The sequence below is a fragment of the Alphaproteobacteria bacterium genome, from assembly GCA_033344895.1.
Lineage (GTDB): Bacteria > Pseudomonadota > Alphaproteobacteria > UBA8366 > Aestuariispiraceae > Pacificispira.
On sequence record JAWPMN010000001.1, the window covers coordinates 1,235,135 to 1,250,853 of the forward strand.

Genomic DNA, 15,719 nt, shown 5'->3' on the forward strand with positions numbered 1-15,719 from the left:
CGCCCCTTTCACTTCAGGGGCTCCAGCCGGTCCTGCTTCTGAAGCGCCCCATCAACCGCATAAGGGTCGGCCGCACCGTCGATCACGATGTTGAAAATCATCGAACTGCGGTTCGGCAGGGCGAAAGGTGCGATCTCGACCCGGTTCAGGCTCGTCGTGACCGACACGCTTTCCGGGGTGACCGCCGAATTGCTCTGGGCCGCACGGGCCTGCAGCACGCGGCTGTCTTCCGGCAGGATTATGCTGACGGGGCGCAGGAATTCCTCCGGCGTGACCGGCACGTCGGAACGATTCATCAACGAGATCCGCAGCAGGCACGCATCCGTCGCATCGTCCGGCAGCATGTCGCCAAAGGTCGCGCGGAATTCCGGGTCGGCCGCGGTCGCCGCCGCACTGTGCCCGATATAGGCGACCTTGTAGTCCTCTGCGCGTTTCCGGCGGCGCCCGCGCAGGAAGAGATAGGCGATCACACCGAAAAGAATGATCAGGATGAAGGCATCCTGGCTGCCCTGGAATTCCATCAGCGTATTGCCTTTCCGCCCGGCGGACGCGTGCCGGGCAACCGGTTTACCAGAACCGTTCGCCAGCCGAGCCGCCCGCTGCCCGGCGTCGGGTCGTCCGCGCCGGTTTCGATCCGGTCGATCCGGGTGACCGAACAATTGTCGATGGTGAAGGACAGCGCACGTTCCGGATCGATGCCCAGCGCGATCGCCAATGCCGCGCGAATAACGCCGCCATGGGCCACGGCGATCACATGGCGCCCGGGATGCTCATCGGATACGGCCTCGACGACCGGCGCGACACGGGCGATCAGATCGACGAAGCTTTCGCCGGCCGGCGGCCTGTAATGCGCCGGGCAGAGCCAGTAATCATGGACGATCCGCGGATCGGTTTTTTCGACATCGGCGTAGTGCTGGCCCTGCCAGTCGCCGAAACTCTGCTCTGCCAGGTCTTCGTATTCGCGACGCTCGGCCATGGGCAGACCTGCTTCGGCGATGGCCTGGGCCGTCTGATGCGTCCGCATCAGGTTGCTTGTCACCAGCACGGCGTCACGCGGCAGAAGCGCTGCCAGGCCGGCATACAGGTCCGGGTCATCCGTGTCGCAGGGAAGGTCCGCCCGGCCATAAATCCGCCCATCGTTCACGGTGACCGGCGCATGCCTTACCCACCACCAATGCGTCACCGTCACGCCCATAACACCCCCTCAGAATCCAATCATCACCAGGGCGGCCAGCGCCGCCACTTCCGCCATTTGTTCCATGCCACCCAGGGAATCGCCATTGATTCCATTCAACTTGCGCCGTGCCAGCAGCGTCACCGCCGCAACCGCCCCGGCAGTGGCACATGCCACGCCCAGAAAGGTCACTATCGGCCCGGCCCATGTTGCCGCAAATGCGAACATCATGCCCAGGACAATGGCCGCCAGCGCCACACCCCGTTCCGGCCGGCCGGCCATGACGGCCAGCCCGGTTCTACCGGCCGCCGGCGTCAGATGCATGACCGCCGGAAGCCACGTCCGGGCCAGGGCGTGGACCGCAATCAGGGCCATCAGCCCGGACACGGCCCCGTAGCCAGCGACAAAATCCGCAAGCAGGGCTGCCTTGAGGGCCGAGACCAGCACCAGCGCCAAGACCCCGAATGCACCACTTCGGCTGTCGCGCATGATCTCAAGGCGACGTTCGGGCGTGGTGCCGCCCCAGAACCCGTCAGCGCAGTCCGCCAGCCCATCTTCATGCAGCGCGCCGGTCACAAGGGCACCAACCGCCAGTGCGATCACGGCAACGGCCAGGGCGGGAAGTCCGGCCGCGTCGGATACCAGGAGGGCGGCGCCGGATATCAGGCCGATCAGCGCGCCGGCGGCGGGAAAGGCCCAGGCCGCCCGGGCAATCGGCACATCCCGGAACGGAACGGGAAGGCGGCTCATGAAGCCTACCGCGACCGCCAGTTCGTCAAAACGGGCGCCGATCCCAGTCCAACCGTCGATTTGTCTCTTGCCGCTCATCGTGGCAACGCTTAAGCCCAAGGGCAAATCGGCGCAAGCGTCGAGAGCCGCAGTCTGGAGGAATTGACGATGAGTGAAGAAGCTGCCCCGAAGGCCGATCTCGACGAAATCCGGTCGCTGCTGACCGCCCTTCCCGGCCCCGACACGGCCGCGCGCGATGCCGCCCGGGCGCGGGAAAGCAGCCTGACCAAACCGCCGGGGGCGCTCGGCCGGCTGGAGGAACTGGCCGAATGGGTCGCCGCCTGGCAGGGCCGCACACCGCCCGCCGTCGAACGGCCCCGCGTCTGTGTCTTTGCCGGCAATCATGGTGTGGCTGCCAAGGGCGTGTCCGCTTACCCCGTGGAAGTTACCGCCCAGATGGTGGCAAATTTCCAGGCTGGCGGCGCGGCTGTAAACCAGCTCTGTGCGGCCCATGATGCGGAGTTGCGGGTTTATGAAATGGCGCTGGACCATCCGACGGCCGACTTCACCGAGCAGCCCGCCATGACCGAGGAAGAATGCGCCACCGCCATGGCCTACGGCATGATGGCCGTCGACGAAGGGCTAGACATCCTGTGTCTCGGCGAGATGGGGATCGGCAACTCCACCGCCGCCGCTGCCCTGTCCCATGCCCTGTTCGGCGGCAAGGCCGCGGATTGGACCGGACCTGGAACCGGGGTCGAAGGCGACGCCATGGCCCGCAAGATCGACGCGGTCGACAAGGCGGTAACCCGCCATCTGACCGACATGCGCGATGCCTTCGACGCGTTGCGCCGTCTCGGCGGTCATGAACTTGCCGCCATTGCCGGGGCCATCCTCGCCGCCCGCATGGGGCGGATTCCGGTCATTCTGGACGGATATGCCTGTACAGCCGCAGCGGCGGCTCTGTACCGGGCCGATCCGCAGGCACTGGACCATTGCGTCGTCGGCCACCTGTCTGCCGAACCCGCGCATGCCAGATTGTGCGAGGCGATTGGCAAGAAGCCGATTCTGGATCTCGGCATGCGACTGGGTGAAGCGTCGGGCGCAGCCCTTGCCCTCTCCGTGGTGAAATCCGCCGTCGCCTGTCATGGCGGCATGGCGACCTTTGACGAGGCCGGGGTTAGCGACAAGGGATCCTGACCGACGTGCCCCATGCCGATGTCATCGCCTTCCTATCCGACCCGGCAACCCATGACGGCCGCATGCCGGAACGGATCGAAACGCATGGCGCCCTGGTCTTCCTGCTGCCGGACCGTGTTTACAAGCTGAAGCGGGACGTCACCTATTCCTTCATGGATTTCGGCACGCCGCAGAAGCGACGACACGCCTGCCTGAGGGAAGTCGCGCTGAACCGACGAACGGCCCCGGACCTTTATCTGGGCACCCTGCCCGTGGTCGAGACCGCGAAAGGGCTGACTTTCGGCGCATTGGATGACCACCCGGATCGCACGGTCGAGACAATTGTCGCGATGAAGCGCTTCGAAAACACGCTGGCCGACATCCCGCCCAGCCAGGAGGAACTGACGGAACTGGCGGAGACCGTGGCCGCCTTTCACGAGGCAGAGCCGCCCCTTTCAGGGTGCGGTGGATCCACGGCAATGGCCAACATTCAGGAGGGTAATCTGGCCTTTCTGGACAGTGACGGGCACGTGGACACTAGCCTGTGCGAAGAGCTGGGGCGGTTCGCCCGGTCGATCCTGGAACGGGGAGCCCGCCTGATCGACCGGCGGGCGGCGTCCGGCGCGGTTCGGCACTGTCACGGCGATCTTCATCTGGCCAATGTCTGCCGCTGGCAGGGGCATGCCGTGCCCTTCGACTGCATTGAATTCAACAACGCCTTCGCCCAGATCGACACGCTGTACGACCTGGCGTTTCTGCTGATGGATCTGGACCGCACCGGCCACCGGGACGGGGCCAGTCTGGTGCTGAACCGATATCTCGAACTTCGCCCCGGAGAGATCGACGCCCTGGCACTGCTGCCGCTCTATCTGTCGATGCGGGCCCAGGTGCGCGGCAAGGTCGGACTGGCTGCCGCCGATATGAATCAGGAAGATGCGGCAGCGGACAAGCGCGCCGAAGCCGTCGAGTTCCTGGCCCGGGCACTGCGATATCTGCAACCGTCACCACCAATTCTAGTGGCGGTCGGCGGTCCGTCCGGCAGCGGCAAGTCCAGCCTTGCGCGGCGGTTGTCAGCTCGGATCGGTCCGTCCCCCGGCGCCCTGGTGGCCCGGAGCGATGCCATCAGAAAGCACCTCTTCGGAGTGGAAGATCTGACGGATCCGCTGCCGCAATCCGGTTATTCGACAGCGGCGAGCGTGGCGACCTATGCGGAAATGGAGCGCCGCTGTGCCGCCGCGCTTGCGGCCGGGCACGCGGCCATCGCCGATGCTACCTTCACCCATCCGGAGAGCCGCGCACGAATGGCGCCGCTGGCCACCGCGGCCGGATGCCGGTTTACCGGGTTCTGGCTTGATCTTGATCTTGCAACGGCCCGTCAACGGGTGACGGACCGCCGGGGCGATGCGTCCGACGCGACGGCTGCCATCGTCGATGCCCAGTTTCGAACGGGTTGGGGCGCGGTCGACTGGGTCCGCATCGACGCGACAATGCCGATCGACCGACAGGTTGATACCTGTCTTGCGGCACTCGGAATTGGCTAGTCGTTGACCCCGTTTCCGGCCCCGGGGCGCAGGAAGGGAATGCTGACATCCTGGTCCGGAACGACCATGATCGACACGGCCTTTTCGCCGTTCGCGGCATCGTAAGGCAGAACTAGGCGCTGGTACGACACCCAGTCCGGCTCGGCCTCATCAACGGCGAACAGCGCGCGGACATGCCCGTAATGGGGCTTGCCGGTCCGAATTGCCTCGAAATACGGCTCGGAGACGACCTGTTCGAACTCGACATCGGAATGGCCGTGGGTCGACAAGGTCCCGATCACGTCCCGAGCCCATTCCTTGCCCAGATAGGACACCATATGGGCCTTCCGCCCGACCGCGCGGTAGAACAGGCTTCCCGGGGCGTTGGATTCGGAGAGCATCAGCGAATAGGGCGCCATGTCCCGATAGGGACTGTCGAAATGTTCCAGCCTCCCCGGGCGGCTGGCCTTCCAGCGCTCATAGGCGAGTTTGATCAGGGGCTTTGCCCCTTTCAGGTCGTTCAGGGAATGGGCCTCATAGGCGATCATAGTGCGTGGCGTTTCGCCCCGGAAATCGTCCAGCTCGGCGATCCTCCGCGCTGCCGCGTGGGGATTGTGGAAGCTTTCCGTCGCCCAGCCTCCATAGCGGAATCTCAGTTCCACCCGACCGCCGAGATCCATGCCGTCGATCGAACGCATGACCGACCGAACGGCGCCGGGCTCCGCATTCTGGATGTCCCATTCGACACCGACGCCGCCACGAATACGTTCGACCCGCACCATACCGAGGCGCCGCATGGCAAGTCGGGATCCATTGCCGCCCCTGGGAAAGGGATCGCCTTCCCCGTCATAACCGGTGCGCGGGTGATCGTTTGCCGAGGCACGGTATGCCCTGAACGCGCCGGCGTCGTCGACCCACCATCCGACATTCCGGACGGGGTCCCGAAGATCCGAAAACTTTCGTAGAACGCCTCGCGCCAACAGCACGATACCCTCCCGTAAGCACAATGTACGAATATCCGGCCGCCCAACCGGATATCCGAGATGTCAGCCCGCCGAGGAGCAGGCCTTGATCAGGTTCAACACCTGATTCCGAACGCCTTCGTCTTCAATTGCATCGATCTGCTTCGCCATATGGATGGTCCGGCGCGGCAGCAGGTTCTCATTGACGTCCGCGTCATACTCCATGCCTTCGAAGAAGAAGCTGACGGGAACTTCCAACGCATTCGCGAGCGCCCAAAGCCGACTGGAGCCGATGCGGTTCGCGCCTTTCTCATATTTCTGGACCTGCTGAAAACTGATCCCCAGCAGATTGCCGAGCTTTTCCTGGCTCAGCCCTTTCGCGGCGCGGGCTTCCCGCACGCGACGTCCGACATGCGTGTCGATGGGATGAGGCATAACAAAGTCCTTTCCGTTAAACGTTCCGCATTTCGCGGAATTCTGATCGCCCCCACAGCAATTCAGGTCGGTCACGCCAGTCGCACTTATTAGAATATCGCTCCAAACCTCTCGTTCCACAAGATTCTCGCAGAATCCGACAGGAAGGCCCCCGGCGATTGCAGCGGCTGTTTTCAACACGATAGCACGTTGTAGCGTGCGCAGTGTCCCGACCACGGTCCGACCCAGGATGGACAGAGGGAGGGGACTCCCGGATAACAGTCCAAACGGGTTTCACGCGTCCGGATAAAGCTGGTGATATGAACGAGTCAACACGCACGGGTCACAAGCAGTCCTATTCCATTCCCTGCGCCTCGTCCTTTCGGGACAGGGTTCTGGCAATGGCGGAAGCGCGGGGCGTCAATGCGGCCGATCTGGCCCGTTCGATCATTCTGATCCTGCCGCGCGACGCCATCGAGGCAGCACCGGATCCCGGGGATCCGGATCGCGAAGACCGCGAGACGATTACCCTGAAATCCGGCCCCGACGAAGGAAAACCCTGGAAACGCAAACCCCGGCTGCAGGTCCGCCTGCCCGCAGGTTACGACCCGATCCTGCTGCGCAAGGCACTGGGCCTCGCGCTGAGCCTGGACCAGGGCGAGCAGCGTCTGACACTGGAATCGGCAAGGAATCCGACGCGAGAGGTGGAGGCCGCCAGGATAAAGGCGGAGGCGGCCCAGGCCCATGAGAAGGCGGCGCGCCTGATGGCGGCGGTCCAGGTTCTTGCCGGTGAGCGGCTGCCACATGCCGTCCGGACCCGCGACGAGGCTCTGTTTGTCCTCGGCTTTCCGCCGGGCGCCCGCCCGGACGCCTCCGCTATCAAATCCCGCTATCGGCAGCTTGCGACCGTGCATCATCCGGACAGCGACACCGGCGACACCAGCCGGATGGCACAGCTGAATCAGGCCATGAGTTTCATGAGAGGATATATCAAAAATTAGTTTTTCTGATTTTTATAAGTTAAATTTTTCTTGACCTTTCAGGCTGGTGGTTCATTAATCCGCGCCCATGAACCTGTCTCGCAGAATAAAGGATGCCCGCACCGCCGCGGGACTAAGCCAGAAGGATCTGGCCGACCGACTAGGGGTCACCCAGTCGACCATCGCCTTGTGGGAGACGGGTAAAACCGCGCCGCGTCGCGCGCTGATGCCGAAACTGGCCGCCGCCCTGAAAGTGACGTCGGCCTTTATCGAGCATGGCATGCACGCGGCATCCGCGCCCGCGCAATACGCCGCCCCGCGCCGTATGGGCCAAGTCAGTCAGGACCGTGAAGCCATGATCGTGAACCCCGCGACCGAAAACCCCGTCATCGCCTTCCAGGGCGTCCCCGGCGCCTTCTCCCATCTGGCCTGCCGGGCAGCCTTTCCGGCAATGGAGCCGATGTCCTGCGCCTCTTTCGAGGATGCCTTTGCGGCGGTGGAGGAAGGTCGCGCCGGTCTGGCGATGATTCCGATCGAAAACTCGCTGGGCGGCCGGGTCGCGGACATTCATCACCTGCTGCCGGAATCGAACCTGTTCATCGTCGCCGAGCATTTCCAGCCGGTGCACCATTACCTGCTGGGTCCGAAGGGCGCGACGCTGGAGACGGTGAAGGAAGCACGCAGCCACCAGCAGGCGCTGGCACAGTGCCGCAACACGCTACGTGAATTGAAGATCAAGCCCGTCGCGGCCGCCGACACCGCCGGGGCCGCCATGATGGTCGCGGAGCTTAACGATCCGACCATCGCCGCCGTCGCCTCCTCCCTGGCGGCGGAAACATACGGCCTGGAAGTCCTGCGCCCGCGTATCGAGGACCGGATCGGCAATGTCACCCGCTTCGTCGTCATGTCACGAACGCGGATCGAACCGGACCCGCGCTCAGGCCCCTGCCTGAGCAGCTTCGTCTTCACCGTCCGCAGCGTGCCCGCCGCGCTCTACAAGGCGATGGGCGGCTTCGCGACCAACGGCGTCAACATGATCAAGCTGGAAAGCTATATCAGCGTCGGCGACGATTCCCGCGCCCGCTTCTATGCCGAGATCGAGGGTCATCCGGCCGAGAAGGCCGTCGACCGCGCCATGGAGGAACTGCAGTTCTTCACCAACAATGTGAAACTGCTGGGCGTCTATCCCCAGGCGGAGTTCCGTCAGGACGAGTAGAATATCGGGCACATAACTGCGCCATCCCGGATCGATCCAACGGTCTCGTGCTCCTGCGAAAGCAGGAGCCTACGAGGGGCAGGCGCCGGAGCGAATACGACGAAGATTCCTGCTTCCGCAGGAATACGGGAGTGAGAGGACCGTAACGATCCGGCATCCCCATCGCCGTGCTCCTGCGAAAGCAGGAGCCATCGCGAATGGGCATCATGCGAACACAATGCTCGAGGCTTTAGCCCGCCGCCAGCCAATCCTGGATCAGGCGATAGGCGATGGAATCGCGGCGCGGCAGGGCGAAACTATCGTCTTCGGGGCTGTTCGCCACCTCGTCGCGGGTGACCCATCGGGCGGATTCCAGCTCGTCCAGGTCGACCTTAATGTCGGTCGCCGTCGCGCGCGCACTGAATCCCAGCATGATGGAGGACGGAAAGGGCCAGGGCTGGCTGGAATTGTACGTGACATCCGCGACCGGCAGACCGACCTCCTCCATCACCTCGCGGGCGACGGCGTCTTCCAGGCTCTCTCCGGGTTCCACGAAACCGGCCAGCACCGAACAGCGGCCCGGCGGCCAGTCGGCCTGCCGGCCCAGCACGATCCGGTCGGCGCCGTCATGCACCAGCATGATCACCGCCGGGTCGGTGCGCGGAAAATGCACCGCGCCGCAGCTTTCATTGGTGCATTTGCGCTCATGCCCGCCGCGCGCCGGACGGGTGCTGGCCCCGCAGACGCCGCAATAGCGGTGACGCTGGTTCCAGTGCACAAGCCCGCGCGCATAGGCCAGGATCGATCCTTCGTCCTCAGCCAGCAGCGGCCCGACCTTGCGCAGATCCTCAAAGGCCGCGTCCTCGGCCAGAAGCGGCGGCTCCTCATGTTCCGACAGGTCGACGGCAAAATGCGGTGCCCCCTGAGGGTCGAACCCCAGAAAGACCGTTTCCTCGACGATCGACAGGATCTCGGTATGTGCGGCAGCGGGGCGCAGGCTGGACATCTGCTCCCCCATGACAACCAGGCTGCGGCCGCGCCAAACCGGTACAAGCCGTGCCGCGTCGTGTCGCAAGGCCGCCGCCAGGCCCTCGGCATCCATGCGCAGCTTGTCGGCCCGGTCCAGCGGACCGGAGGCATAGACGTTCGGCGGATGACGGTGATGCGGAACACGCTTCATGACGACGCGAGAGTGGCACGCGTCGCCAAGGGCATCAACGCCGGAAAGCGGCGACGGATTTCGCCCTCCCTTGCGTCAAAACATGTGCAACGGCAAGATTCCGGGAAAAGCTGCCCGGTCCTGTCATAGCCCGTGCCGGTAACGCAGCCATGCGGACGCAAACGGGAGAGAGTGCCATGGGTCATCGACACAGTTTCCGGGCCGGACCGGCCGTCTTCGCCATCGGGCTGGCCGCCCTGACGGCCTGCTCCGCGCAGGCGGAGCCGGTCCTTTCAGAGGTGGCCTTCGCTCAATCCTCCCCGCCGATGACGCAGGTCGATGCAGAGTCGATTCCGGTCCTGATCCTGGGGGACGATTCCGAGAAAGGGTCGATCAAGCGGTCGTCCGGTCTCTATCGGGAGGTCTCCGTAGCATTGCAGACGCAGCTCTCCCGCCACGGCTTTCATGTCGTCGATGCGGAATCCGCCGGCGCGCGGATCGGCTTCGATTTCCCGGACCGAATGGACCGGACGGACCTGTTCGACCTGTTCCGCGGCATCGACGGCGCCGGTCTGGCCAGCATGGATGTCAGGGCACTGATCCTGTTCCGCGTCCATGCCTCGGTAAAGCAGCAGGAATACGGCAGCCGCATTCAGACCCGCGTGACGGGCGAGATCTTCGACGGTGAGACCAACCGGATCATCAACAGCTTTGCCTTGCCGCCGGAGGCCTATCCCGGCCCCGCCGACTGTCTGGACAATCTGACCGATTGCGTCGACATGACGATCCGCCCGCGGGCTGGAGACATCGCCGCCAATCTGGGTGACGTCCTGTCCTACCAATTGGCGGCATACGCACCCCCGAAACTGGCCGCGACCGACATTCCGGACGACATGATCGGCGCGGGCAGCCAGCTGTGTGCCCAGCCGCGCAGCATCTTCACGGTGGAACTGCGCCAGTTCACCACCGATGAGGCGCGGTCGATCACCCGCGTGATGGACGAGGAATTTCCCTGCCGCATCGCCATCGACCTGATGACGGGCAGCAATACCGCGGTGCGCCGCTACAAATACGTGACGGTCGCCAAACGCGACAAGATCGAGGAATGGATGCATATCCTGCTGCGCGACATGGGCTACGACACCGACGGTCCGGTGCGGATCAGCCTTCATTCCGGCAACATCCTGCGGGTCGACAAGATCGTACCGTGATCCGGGCCCCGGCACGGCAGCATGCCCGCTGACACATCCGGGTAGAGCCGTGTCACCACTTTTTTGCACCGCAACATGTTGCGCGGCAGCACAGGTTCGGTCTACCGTTTCCGGATGGATGGAGACAGGGCCCTCGCTACATTGACCACCGCGCCGCGCCACCAGCGCGCCAGGGGTCGCGCCCTCGTCAGCTTCCGGAAGGACCCATCGCGAAACGGGACACATCTGTCCGACCTGTTCCAAAGCCATCCGATGCGGGTGCTGTTCCCGCGGCCGGCCAGGGGCGACCCGATCACGGCGGTTCTGACGACCGTGTCTGGCGGCATTGCCGGGGGTGATCAGGTCAATATCGAGATAGTCGGCGAAGACGGCACCGATTCCTTGGTCATGGCGCAGGCGGCCGAAAAGATTTATCGCGCCCCGGACCCGGCGGCGGCGCGTATCGACTTCACCCTCCGCGCAGGCGACGGGGCCGCGTTGGAATATATCCCGCAGGAAACCATCCTGTTCGATGGCGCGCGCCTGCAGCGCAACACGGTGCTGGAGCTTGCGGTCCCGTCCGCCCATGTCCTGGCCGGGGAGATTGCCGTTCTGGGCCGCGGCGCGATGGGAGAGGTGCTGCGTGACGGCACTTTCCGGGAGACCTGGCGTGTCCGGATCGGTGGGCGCACGGTCTGGCGCGACGCATTCGACCTGACGCAGGCCGCCCGTGACAGCCGTTTCGGTCTGAACGGAGCGACCGCCCTCGGCACAGTTGTCTGCGCCGCCGCCGATCCCTCCACGCTTCGCGATAAGGTTCGGGCCGTGCTCCCGGGGGACGGGCCGGTCGCGGCGACGGCGGGATGTGTCGGGCCCTTGCTGCTGGTGCGGTTCCTGAGCCGCGACCCTGCGGCCCTGCGCGCGGCCTATTTCGATGTCTGGGCGCAGCTGCGCGGGGCCGCCCTGAACAGACCGGCCAAACTGCCGGCACTGATCCATTGTTGACGGGAAAGAGGAGGGGCGCGGCACCATGCATCTGACACCGCGAGAGAAGGACAAGTTGCTGGTCGCGATGGCCGCCGAGGTGGCCCGCAAGCGTCTGGCCAGAGGGGTGAAGCTGAATTACCCGGAAGCGATCGCGCTGATCACCGATCATGTGGTGGAAGGCGCCCGCGACGGCCGAAGCGTCGCCGAGCTGATGCAGGAAGGCGCAAAGGTTCTGGGCCGCGACCAGGTCATGGACGGCATCGCCGAGATGATCCACGAGGTCCAGGTCGAAGCCACCTTCCCCGACGGCACCAAGCTGGTGACCGTCCACACCCCGATCCGCTGACGGGAGGCCGACGATGATCCCTGGAGAGATCCTGTGCGCCGAAGGCGAGATTGAACTGAATGCAGGGCGGCGCACGGTGACCGTCACCGTATCCAACACCGGCGACCGACCGGTGCAGGTCGGGTCCCATTATCATTTCGCGGAAACGAATGCGGCCCTGGACTTCGACCGGGCAGCCGCACGCGGCTGCCGGCTGGACATTCCCGCGGGAACGGCCGTGCGTTTCGAGCCGGGACAGAGCCGGACCGTGACGCTGATCGACTATGCCGGGGACCGCAGGGTCGTCGGCTTCAATGCGGCCGTTCAGGGGCCGCTGGATGAGGGGAGTTGAACCATGCCGGTCAGGATAGAAAGACAGGCGTATGCCGACATGTTCGGCCCCACCACCGGGGATCGCGTACGGCTGGCCGATACCGACCTGATCATCGAGGTCGAGTCCGACCGCACGACCTATGGCGAGGAGGTCAAGTTCGGCGGCGGCAAGGTCATCCGCGACGGCATGGGACAATCCCAGGCGACCCGGGCGGAAGGCGCCGTGGACACGGTGGTCACCAATGCGCTGATCGTGGACTACACCGGCATCTACAAGGCGGATATCGGCCTGAAGGATGGCCGTATCGCCGCGATCGGCAAGGCGGGAAACCCCGATGTCCAGCCCGGGGTCGACATTATTGTCGGACCGGGAACCGAAGTCATCGCGGGCGAAGGCCGTATCGTGACCGCCGGCGGCATCGATGCCCATATCCACTGGATCTGCCCCCAGCAGGCCGAAGACGCCCTGATGTCCGGCATCACCACCATGCTTGGCGGCGGAACCGGCCCGGCGGAAGGAACCAATGCCACCACCTGTACGCCCGGGCCCTGGCACATGGCGCGCATGCTGCAGGCCGTCGACGGCATGCCGGTCAATATAGGCTTGTTCGGCAAGGGGAATGCATCGCGCCCGGATGCCCTGATCGAACAGGTCGCCGCCGGGGCCATCGGCCTGAAGCTGCACGAGGACTGGGGCACGACCCCGTCCGCCATCGACTGCTGCCTGTCCGTCGCCGAGGAAACCGACATTCAGGTCGCGATCCATACCGACACGTTGAACGAAAGCGGATTCGTCGAAGACACCATCGCCGCCTTCCGGGGCCGGACAATCCACGCCTTCCACACCGAAGGCGCGGGCGGCGGGCATGCTCCGGACATCATCAAGGTATGCGGCCTGTCCAACGTCATCCCGTCCTCGACCAATCCGACGCGTCCCTACACGGTGAACACGGTCGACGAACATCTGGACATGTTGATGGTCTGCCATCACCTGGACCCGAAGATCCCCGAAGACGTCGCCTTCGCCGAAAGCCGCATCCGCAAGGAAACCATCGCGGCCGAGGACATCCTGCACGACATCGGCGCCTTTTCGATCATCTCCTCCGACAGTCAGGCCATGGGTCGGGTCGGGGAGGTCATCGCCCGGACCTGGCAGACCGCGCACAAGATGAAGGTCCAGCGCGGGGGCCTGCCGGGGGAGGCGGGCGACAACGACAATTTGCGGGTCCGCCGCTATATCGCGAAATACACGATCAACCCGGCCAGAACCCATGGACTTTCGGCCCATATCGGTTCGATCGAAGTCGGCAAGCTGGCCGATCTGGTCCTGTGGAAACCGATGTTCTTTGGCGTGAAACCGGACATGATCCTGCGCTCGGGCGTCATCGCGGCGTCTGCCATGGGCGACCCCAACGCGTCGATCCCGACCCCGCAGCCGATCCATTACCGGCAGATGTTCGGCGGGTTCGGCGGCGCTCTGGCTGCCAGCAGCGTGACCTTCATGTCCCAGGCAGGGGTAGAGGGCGGCCTGAAACAGACCCTGGGGCTGAGCAAGACCGTCCTGCCGGTATCCGGTTGCCGCAAGGTGACCAAGGCCGATATGGCCCTGAACGACGCGACGCCGGACATTTCCGTCGACCCTGAGACCTACGAGGTGCGGGCTGACGGTGAATTGCTGACCTGCGAACCGGCGGCGGAACTGCCCATGGCGCAGCGCTATTTCCTGTTCTAACCATGCGGCGGGCGATTCAGGCATATCCGGCCGGGCAGTGGCCGACAGCGGAAACAACCGCAACGGCGACCCTCGATTTCGACCACAGGAACCGACGGCGCATCCGCCTCACCGATGATTCCGGCACGGCGTTTCTGCTGGACCTCCCGAAAGCAACCGTGCTGCGTGGCGGCGACGGGCTGGCGCTCGACGAGGGTGGCTATATCCGGATCGCGGAGGCCCCGGAACCGGTGGCCGACGCGGCGGCGGACACGCCCGCGGCGACGGCACGGCTGGCCTGGCATCTGGGCAACCGCCACCTGCCGGTACAGATTCTGGCGACCGGTGCCGTACGCTTTCGGGCCGATACTGTAATCGAGGCAATGGTGGAAGGTCTGGGCGCGCAGGTCACCCGGCATGAGGCGGGTTTCTCACCGGAACCGGGCGCCTATGCCGGGCAAGGCGGCGGGCACGGCCATCATCATCACGATCATGATCACGGTCACAATCACGGGCCAGCGGGAGCGGATCGGTGACGGCCTGGCTTCAGACCATCCTGTTCTGGACCTCCCCCGCCTTTCCAGTTGGCGCCTTCAGCTATTCCCATGCGCTGGAATGGTTGGTGGAAGCCGGCGCGGTCGCTGACCGGAAAGACATGGAAGATTACATCGACGCCCTAATCACCTTTGGGGATCTGCAGGCGGATGCAGCATATCTGGCGGCAGCCCATCGGGCGGAGCCGGAAGACCTGCCCCATATTCTGGAGGAGGCAACCGCCCTGCGCGGCGCGGCGGAACTGGCCGCGGAATCCACCGACCAGGGCCGCGCCTTCGTGAAGGCCCTGACGGATAGCGGGCAGAACCATCCCCGCCTCACCACCCTGAAAGACGCCGCAAAGGAACGGACAGGCGGGCTGCTGCCGCATGCCGTGGTGTTCGGGGCGGCCGCGCGGGATGCCGGAATTCCCACCGGTGTCGCCGTGGAATCCTGGCTTCATGCGGCGGCCGCCAATCTGGTGTCGGCCGGACAACGTCTGGTGCCGTTGGGTCAGCGCGACGGCGTGACTGCGCTGACCAATCTCAAGCCGGCCATTGAGGCGGCCGCACGACAGGCCCAGGACACGGCGATCGAAGACATCACCAATGCCGGCATCGCCGTCGACATGGCTGCCATGCTTCACGAAACCCAATACACGAGGCTGTTCAGATCATGACCCAGTTCCCCAATCATACCGGCCCTGTACGCATCGGCATTGGCGGGCCCGTAGGCTCCGGCAAGACGGCGCTGATGGACCGGCTGTGCAAGGCGATGCGCGAAACCTACGACATCGCGGCCATCACCAACGATATCTATACGCGCGAGGATGCCGAGTTCCTGACGCGCAGCGGCGCCCTGGTGCCGGAACGGATCGTCGGCGTGGAAACCGGCGGCTGTCCGCATACGGCGATCCGCGAAGACGCATCGATCAATCTTGCTGCCGTCGACGACCTGGTGGAGAAGTTTCCGGGACTGGAAGTCCTGCTGATCGAATCCGGCGGTGACAATCTGGCCGCCACCTTCTCCCCCGATCTTGCGGATATCACGATCTATGTGATCGACGTCTCGGCCGGCGACAAGATTCCGCGCAAGGGCGGGCCGGGGATCACCCGGTCGGATTTGCTGGTGATCAACAAGATCGACATTGCCCCGCTGGTTGGCGCCGATCTTTCGGTGATGGATCGCGATGCCAGGAAGATGCGCGGCGATCGACCCTTCCTGTTCGCCAACATGAAGGCGGAAGAAGGCGTCGCGGAAATTGTCGCCTTCATCGAAAGGACCGCCGGGCTGAAGGAGGAAGCCGCCTGAGGCGGAGGCCCGGAGT

Annotated in this window: 18 protein-coding genes; 12 read left to right on the plus strand and 6 right to left on the minus strand. The window is 64.7% G+C overall.

Features of this window, described 5'->3' with window-relative positions; genetic code table 11:
• Positions 1-8 precede the first annotated feature (8 nt).
• The 3 genes from R8L07_06035 to R8L07_06045 are packed head-to-tail and all read right to left on the minus strand — an operon-like array spanning position 9 to position 2,002.
• Positions 9-521 carry a hypothetical protein gene (locus R8L07_06035; protein MDW3205086.1) on the minus strand — a complete coding sequence of 171 codons (513 nt, stop codon included), beginning with the start codon at positions 519-521 and terminating at the stop codon, positions 9-11.
• Positions 521-1,189, minus strand: a complete 669-nt coding sequence (locus R8L07_06040) for a histidine phosphatase family protein (GenBank protein ID MDW3205087.1) — start codon at positions 1,187-1,189, stop codon at positions 521-523. The genes R8L07_06035 and R8L07_06040 overlap by 1 nt, the downstream gene beginning before the upstream one ends.
• Positions 1,190-1,204: 15 nt before the next feature.
• Entirely contained in the window at positions 1,205-2,002 is a 798-nt protein-coding gene (locus tag R8L07_06045; GenBank protein MDW3205088.1) for an adenosylcobinamide-GDP ribazoletransferase, read from the minus strand.
• Between the two features lie 69 nt (positions 2,003-2,071).
• Between R8L07_06045 and cobT the strand changes: the two genes are divergently transcribed.
• Both cobT and R8L07_06055 read left to right on the plus strand, forming a co-directional pair.
• Positions 2,072-3,103, plus strand: a complete 1,032-nt coding sequence (gene cobT / locus R8L07_06050; protein MDW3205089.1) for a nicotinate-nucleotide--dimethylbenzimidazole phosphoribosyltransferase — start codon at positions 2,072-2,074, stop codon at positions 3,101-3,103.
• A 5-nt stretch (positions 3,104-3,108) separates the two neighbouring features.
• A complete protein-coding gene (locus R8L07_06055) occupies positions 3,109-4,623 on the plus strand; it encodes an AAA family ATPase (protein ID MDW3205090.1) in 1,515 nt (504 codons plus the stop codon).
• Here R8L07_06055 and R8L07_06060 read toward each other — a convergent pair.
• Positions 4,620-5,588 carry a hypothetical protein gene (locus R8L07_06060; protein ID MDW3205091.1) on the minus strand — a complete coding sequence of 323 codons (969 nt, stop codon included), beginning with the start codon at positions 5,586-5,588 and terminating at the stop codon, positions 4,620-4,622. The two genes, R8L07_06055 and R8L07_06060, sit on opposite strands and share 4 nt — an antisense overlap.
• Positions 5,589-5,648: 60 nt before the next feature.
• Positions 5,649-5,999 carry a helix-turn-helix transcriptional regulator gene (locus R8L07_06065; protein MDW3205092.1) on the minus strand — a complete coding sequence of 117 codons (351 nt, stop codon included), beginning with the start codon at positions 5,997-5,999 and terminating at the stop codon, positions 5,649-5,651.
• Positions 6,000-6,298: 299 nt separating this feature from the next.
• Here R8L07_06065 and R8L07_06070 point away from each other — a divergent pair, with 299 nt between their 5' ends.
• Together R8L07_06070 and R8L07_06075 are read left to right on the plus strand one after the other, a co-directional pair.
• Positions 6,299-6,979, plus strand: coding sequence for a J domain-containing protein (locus R8L07_06070; protein MDW3205093.1), 681 nt, complete (start codon positions 6,299-6,301; stop codon positions 6,977-6,979).
• A gap of 67 nt (positions 6,980-7,046) precedes the next feature.
• The gene (locus R8L07_06075) at positions 7,047-8,174 is read left to right on the plus strand and encodes a prephenate dehydratase (protein MDW3205094.1); all 1,128 of its coding nucleotides are present in this window, start codon (positions 7,047-7,049) and stop codon (positions 8,172-8,174) included.
• 229 nt (positions 8,175-8,403) lie between these two features.
• Here R8L07_06075 and nudC read toward each other — a convergent pair whose 3' ends face one another.
• On the minus strand, positions 8,404-9,333 hold the full coding sequence (nudC, locus tag R8L07_06080) for an NAD(+) diphosphatase (GenBank protein MDW3205095.1): 930 nt from the start codon (positions 9,331-9,333) through the stop codon (positions 8,404-8,406).
• A gap of 176 nt (positions 9,334-9,509) precedes the next feature.
• Here nudC and R8L07_06085 point away from each other — a divergent pair, with 176 nt between their 5' ends.
• From R8L07_06085 to ureG, 8 genes are all read left to right on the plus strand, one after another.
• The gene (locus R8L07_06085) at positions 9,510-10,523 is read left to right on the plus strand and encodes a hypothetical protein (protein MDW3205096.1); all 1,014 of its coding nucleotides are present in this window, start codon (positions 9,510-9,512) and stop codon (positions 10,521-10,523) included.
• A gap of 75 nt (positions 10,524-10,598) precedes the next feature.
• On the plus strand, positions 10,599-11,507 hold the full coding sequence (locus R8L07_06090; GenBank protein MDW3205097.1) for an urease accessory protein UreD: 909 nt from the start codon (positions 10,599-10,601) through the stop codon (positions 11,505-11,507).
• 25 nt (positions 11,508-11,532) lie between these two features.
• Positions 11,533-11,835 carry an urease subunit gamma gene (locus R8L07_06095; GenBank protein MDW3205098.1) on the plus strand — a complete coding sequence of 101 codons (303 nt, stop codon included), beginning with the start codon at positions 11,533-11,535 and terminating at the stop codon, positions 11,833-11,835.
• Between the two features lie 13 nt (positions 11,836-11,848).
• Positions 11,849-12,166, plus strand: a complete 318-nt coding sequence (locus R8L07_06100; protein MDW3205099.1) for an urease subunit beta — start codon at positions 11,849-11,851, stop codon at positions 12,164-12,166.
• Positions 12,167-12,169: 3 nt separating this feature from the next.
• Positions 12,170-13,879 (plus strand): urease subunit alpha, encoded by a 1,710-nt coding sequence (gene ureC, locus R8L07_06105; protein ID MDW3205100.1) that lies wholly within the window; start codon positions 12,170-12,172, stop codon positions 13,877-13,879.
• 2 nt (positions 13,880-13,881) lie between these two features.
• Positions 13,882-14,394: an urease accessory protein UreE gene (gene ureE / locus R8L07_06110; protein ID MDW3205101.1), complete on the plus strand. Its 513-nt coding sequence runs from the start codon at positions 13,882-13,884 to the stop codon at positions 14,392-14,394.
• Positions 14,391-15,071: an urease accessory UreF family protein gene (locus tag R8L07_06115; protein ID MDW3205102.1), complete on the plus strand. Its 681-nt coding sequence runs from the start codon at positions 14,391-14,393 to the stop codon at positions 15,069-15,071. Before ureE ends, R8L07_06115 begins: the two co-directional genes overlap by 4 nt.
• Entirely contained in the window at positions 15,068-15,703 is a 636-nt protein-coding gene (gene ureG, locus R8L07_06120; protein ID MDW3205103.1) for an urease accessory protein UreG, read from the plus strand. Before R8L07_06115 ends, ureG begins: the two co-directional genes overlap by 4 nt.
• The last annotated feature ends 16 nt before the right edge of the window (positions 15,704-15,719 follow it).

Bases quoted from the DNA above. Each gene is read 5' to 3' on its own strand.
- R8L07_06035 (MDW3205086.1), bottom strand. From the start codon at position 521: ATGGAATTCCAGGGCAGCCAGGATGCCTTCATCCTGATCATTCTTTTC.
- R8L07_06045 (MDW3205088.1), bottom strand. From the start codon at position 2,002: ATGAGCGGCAAGAGACAAATCGACGGTTGGACTGGGATCGGCGCCCGT.
- cobT (MDW3205089.1), top strand. From the start codon at position 2,072: ATGAGTGAAGAAGCTGCCCCGAAGGCCGATCTCGACGAAATCCGGTCG.
- R8L07_06065 (MDW3205092.1), bottom strand. From the start codon at position 5,999: ATGCCTCATCCCATCGACACGCATGTCGGACGTCGCGTGCGGGAAGCC.
- R8L07_06070 (MDW3205093.1), top strand. From the start codon at position 6,299: ATGAACGAGTCAACACGCACGGGTCACAAGCAGTCCTATTCCATTCCC.
- R8L07_06075 (MDW3205094.1), top strand. From the start codon at position 7,047: ATGAACCTGTCTCGCAGAATAAAGGATGCCCGCACCGCCGCGGGACTA.
- nudC (MDW3205095.1), bottom strand. From the start codon at position 9,333: ATGAAGCGTGTTCCGCATCACCGTCATCCGCCGAACGTCTATGCCTCC.
- R8L07_06085 (MDW3205096.1), top strand. From the start codon at position 9,510: ATGGGTCATCGACACAGTTTCCGGGCCGGACCGGCCGTCTTCGCCATC.
- R8L07_06090 (MDW3205097.1), top strand. From the start codon at position 10,599: ATGTTGCGCGGCAGCACAGGTTCGGTCTACCGTTTCCGGATGGATGGA.
- R8L07_06095 (MDW3205098.1), top strand. From the start codon at position 11,533: ATGCATCTGACACCGCGAGAGAAGGACAAGTTGCTGGTCGCGATGGCC.
- R8L07_06100 (MDW3205099.1), top strand. From the start codon at position 11,849: ATGATCCCTGGAGAGATCCTGTGCGCCGAAGGCGAGATTGAACTGAAT.
- ureC (MDW3205100.1), top strand. From the start codon at position 12,170: ATGCCGGTCAGGATAGAAAGACAGGCGTATGCCGACATGTTCGGCCCC.
- ureE (MDW3205101.1), top strand. From the start codon at position 13,882: ATGCGGCGGGCGATTCAGGCATATCCGGCCGGGCAGTGGCCGACAGCG.
- ureG (MDW3205103.1), top strand. From the start codon at position 15,068: ATGACCCAGTTCCCCAATCATACCGGCCCTGTACGCATCGGCATTGGC.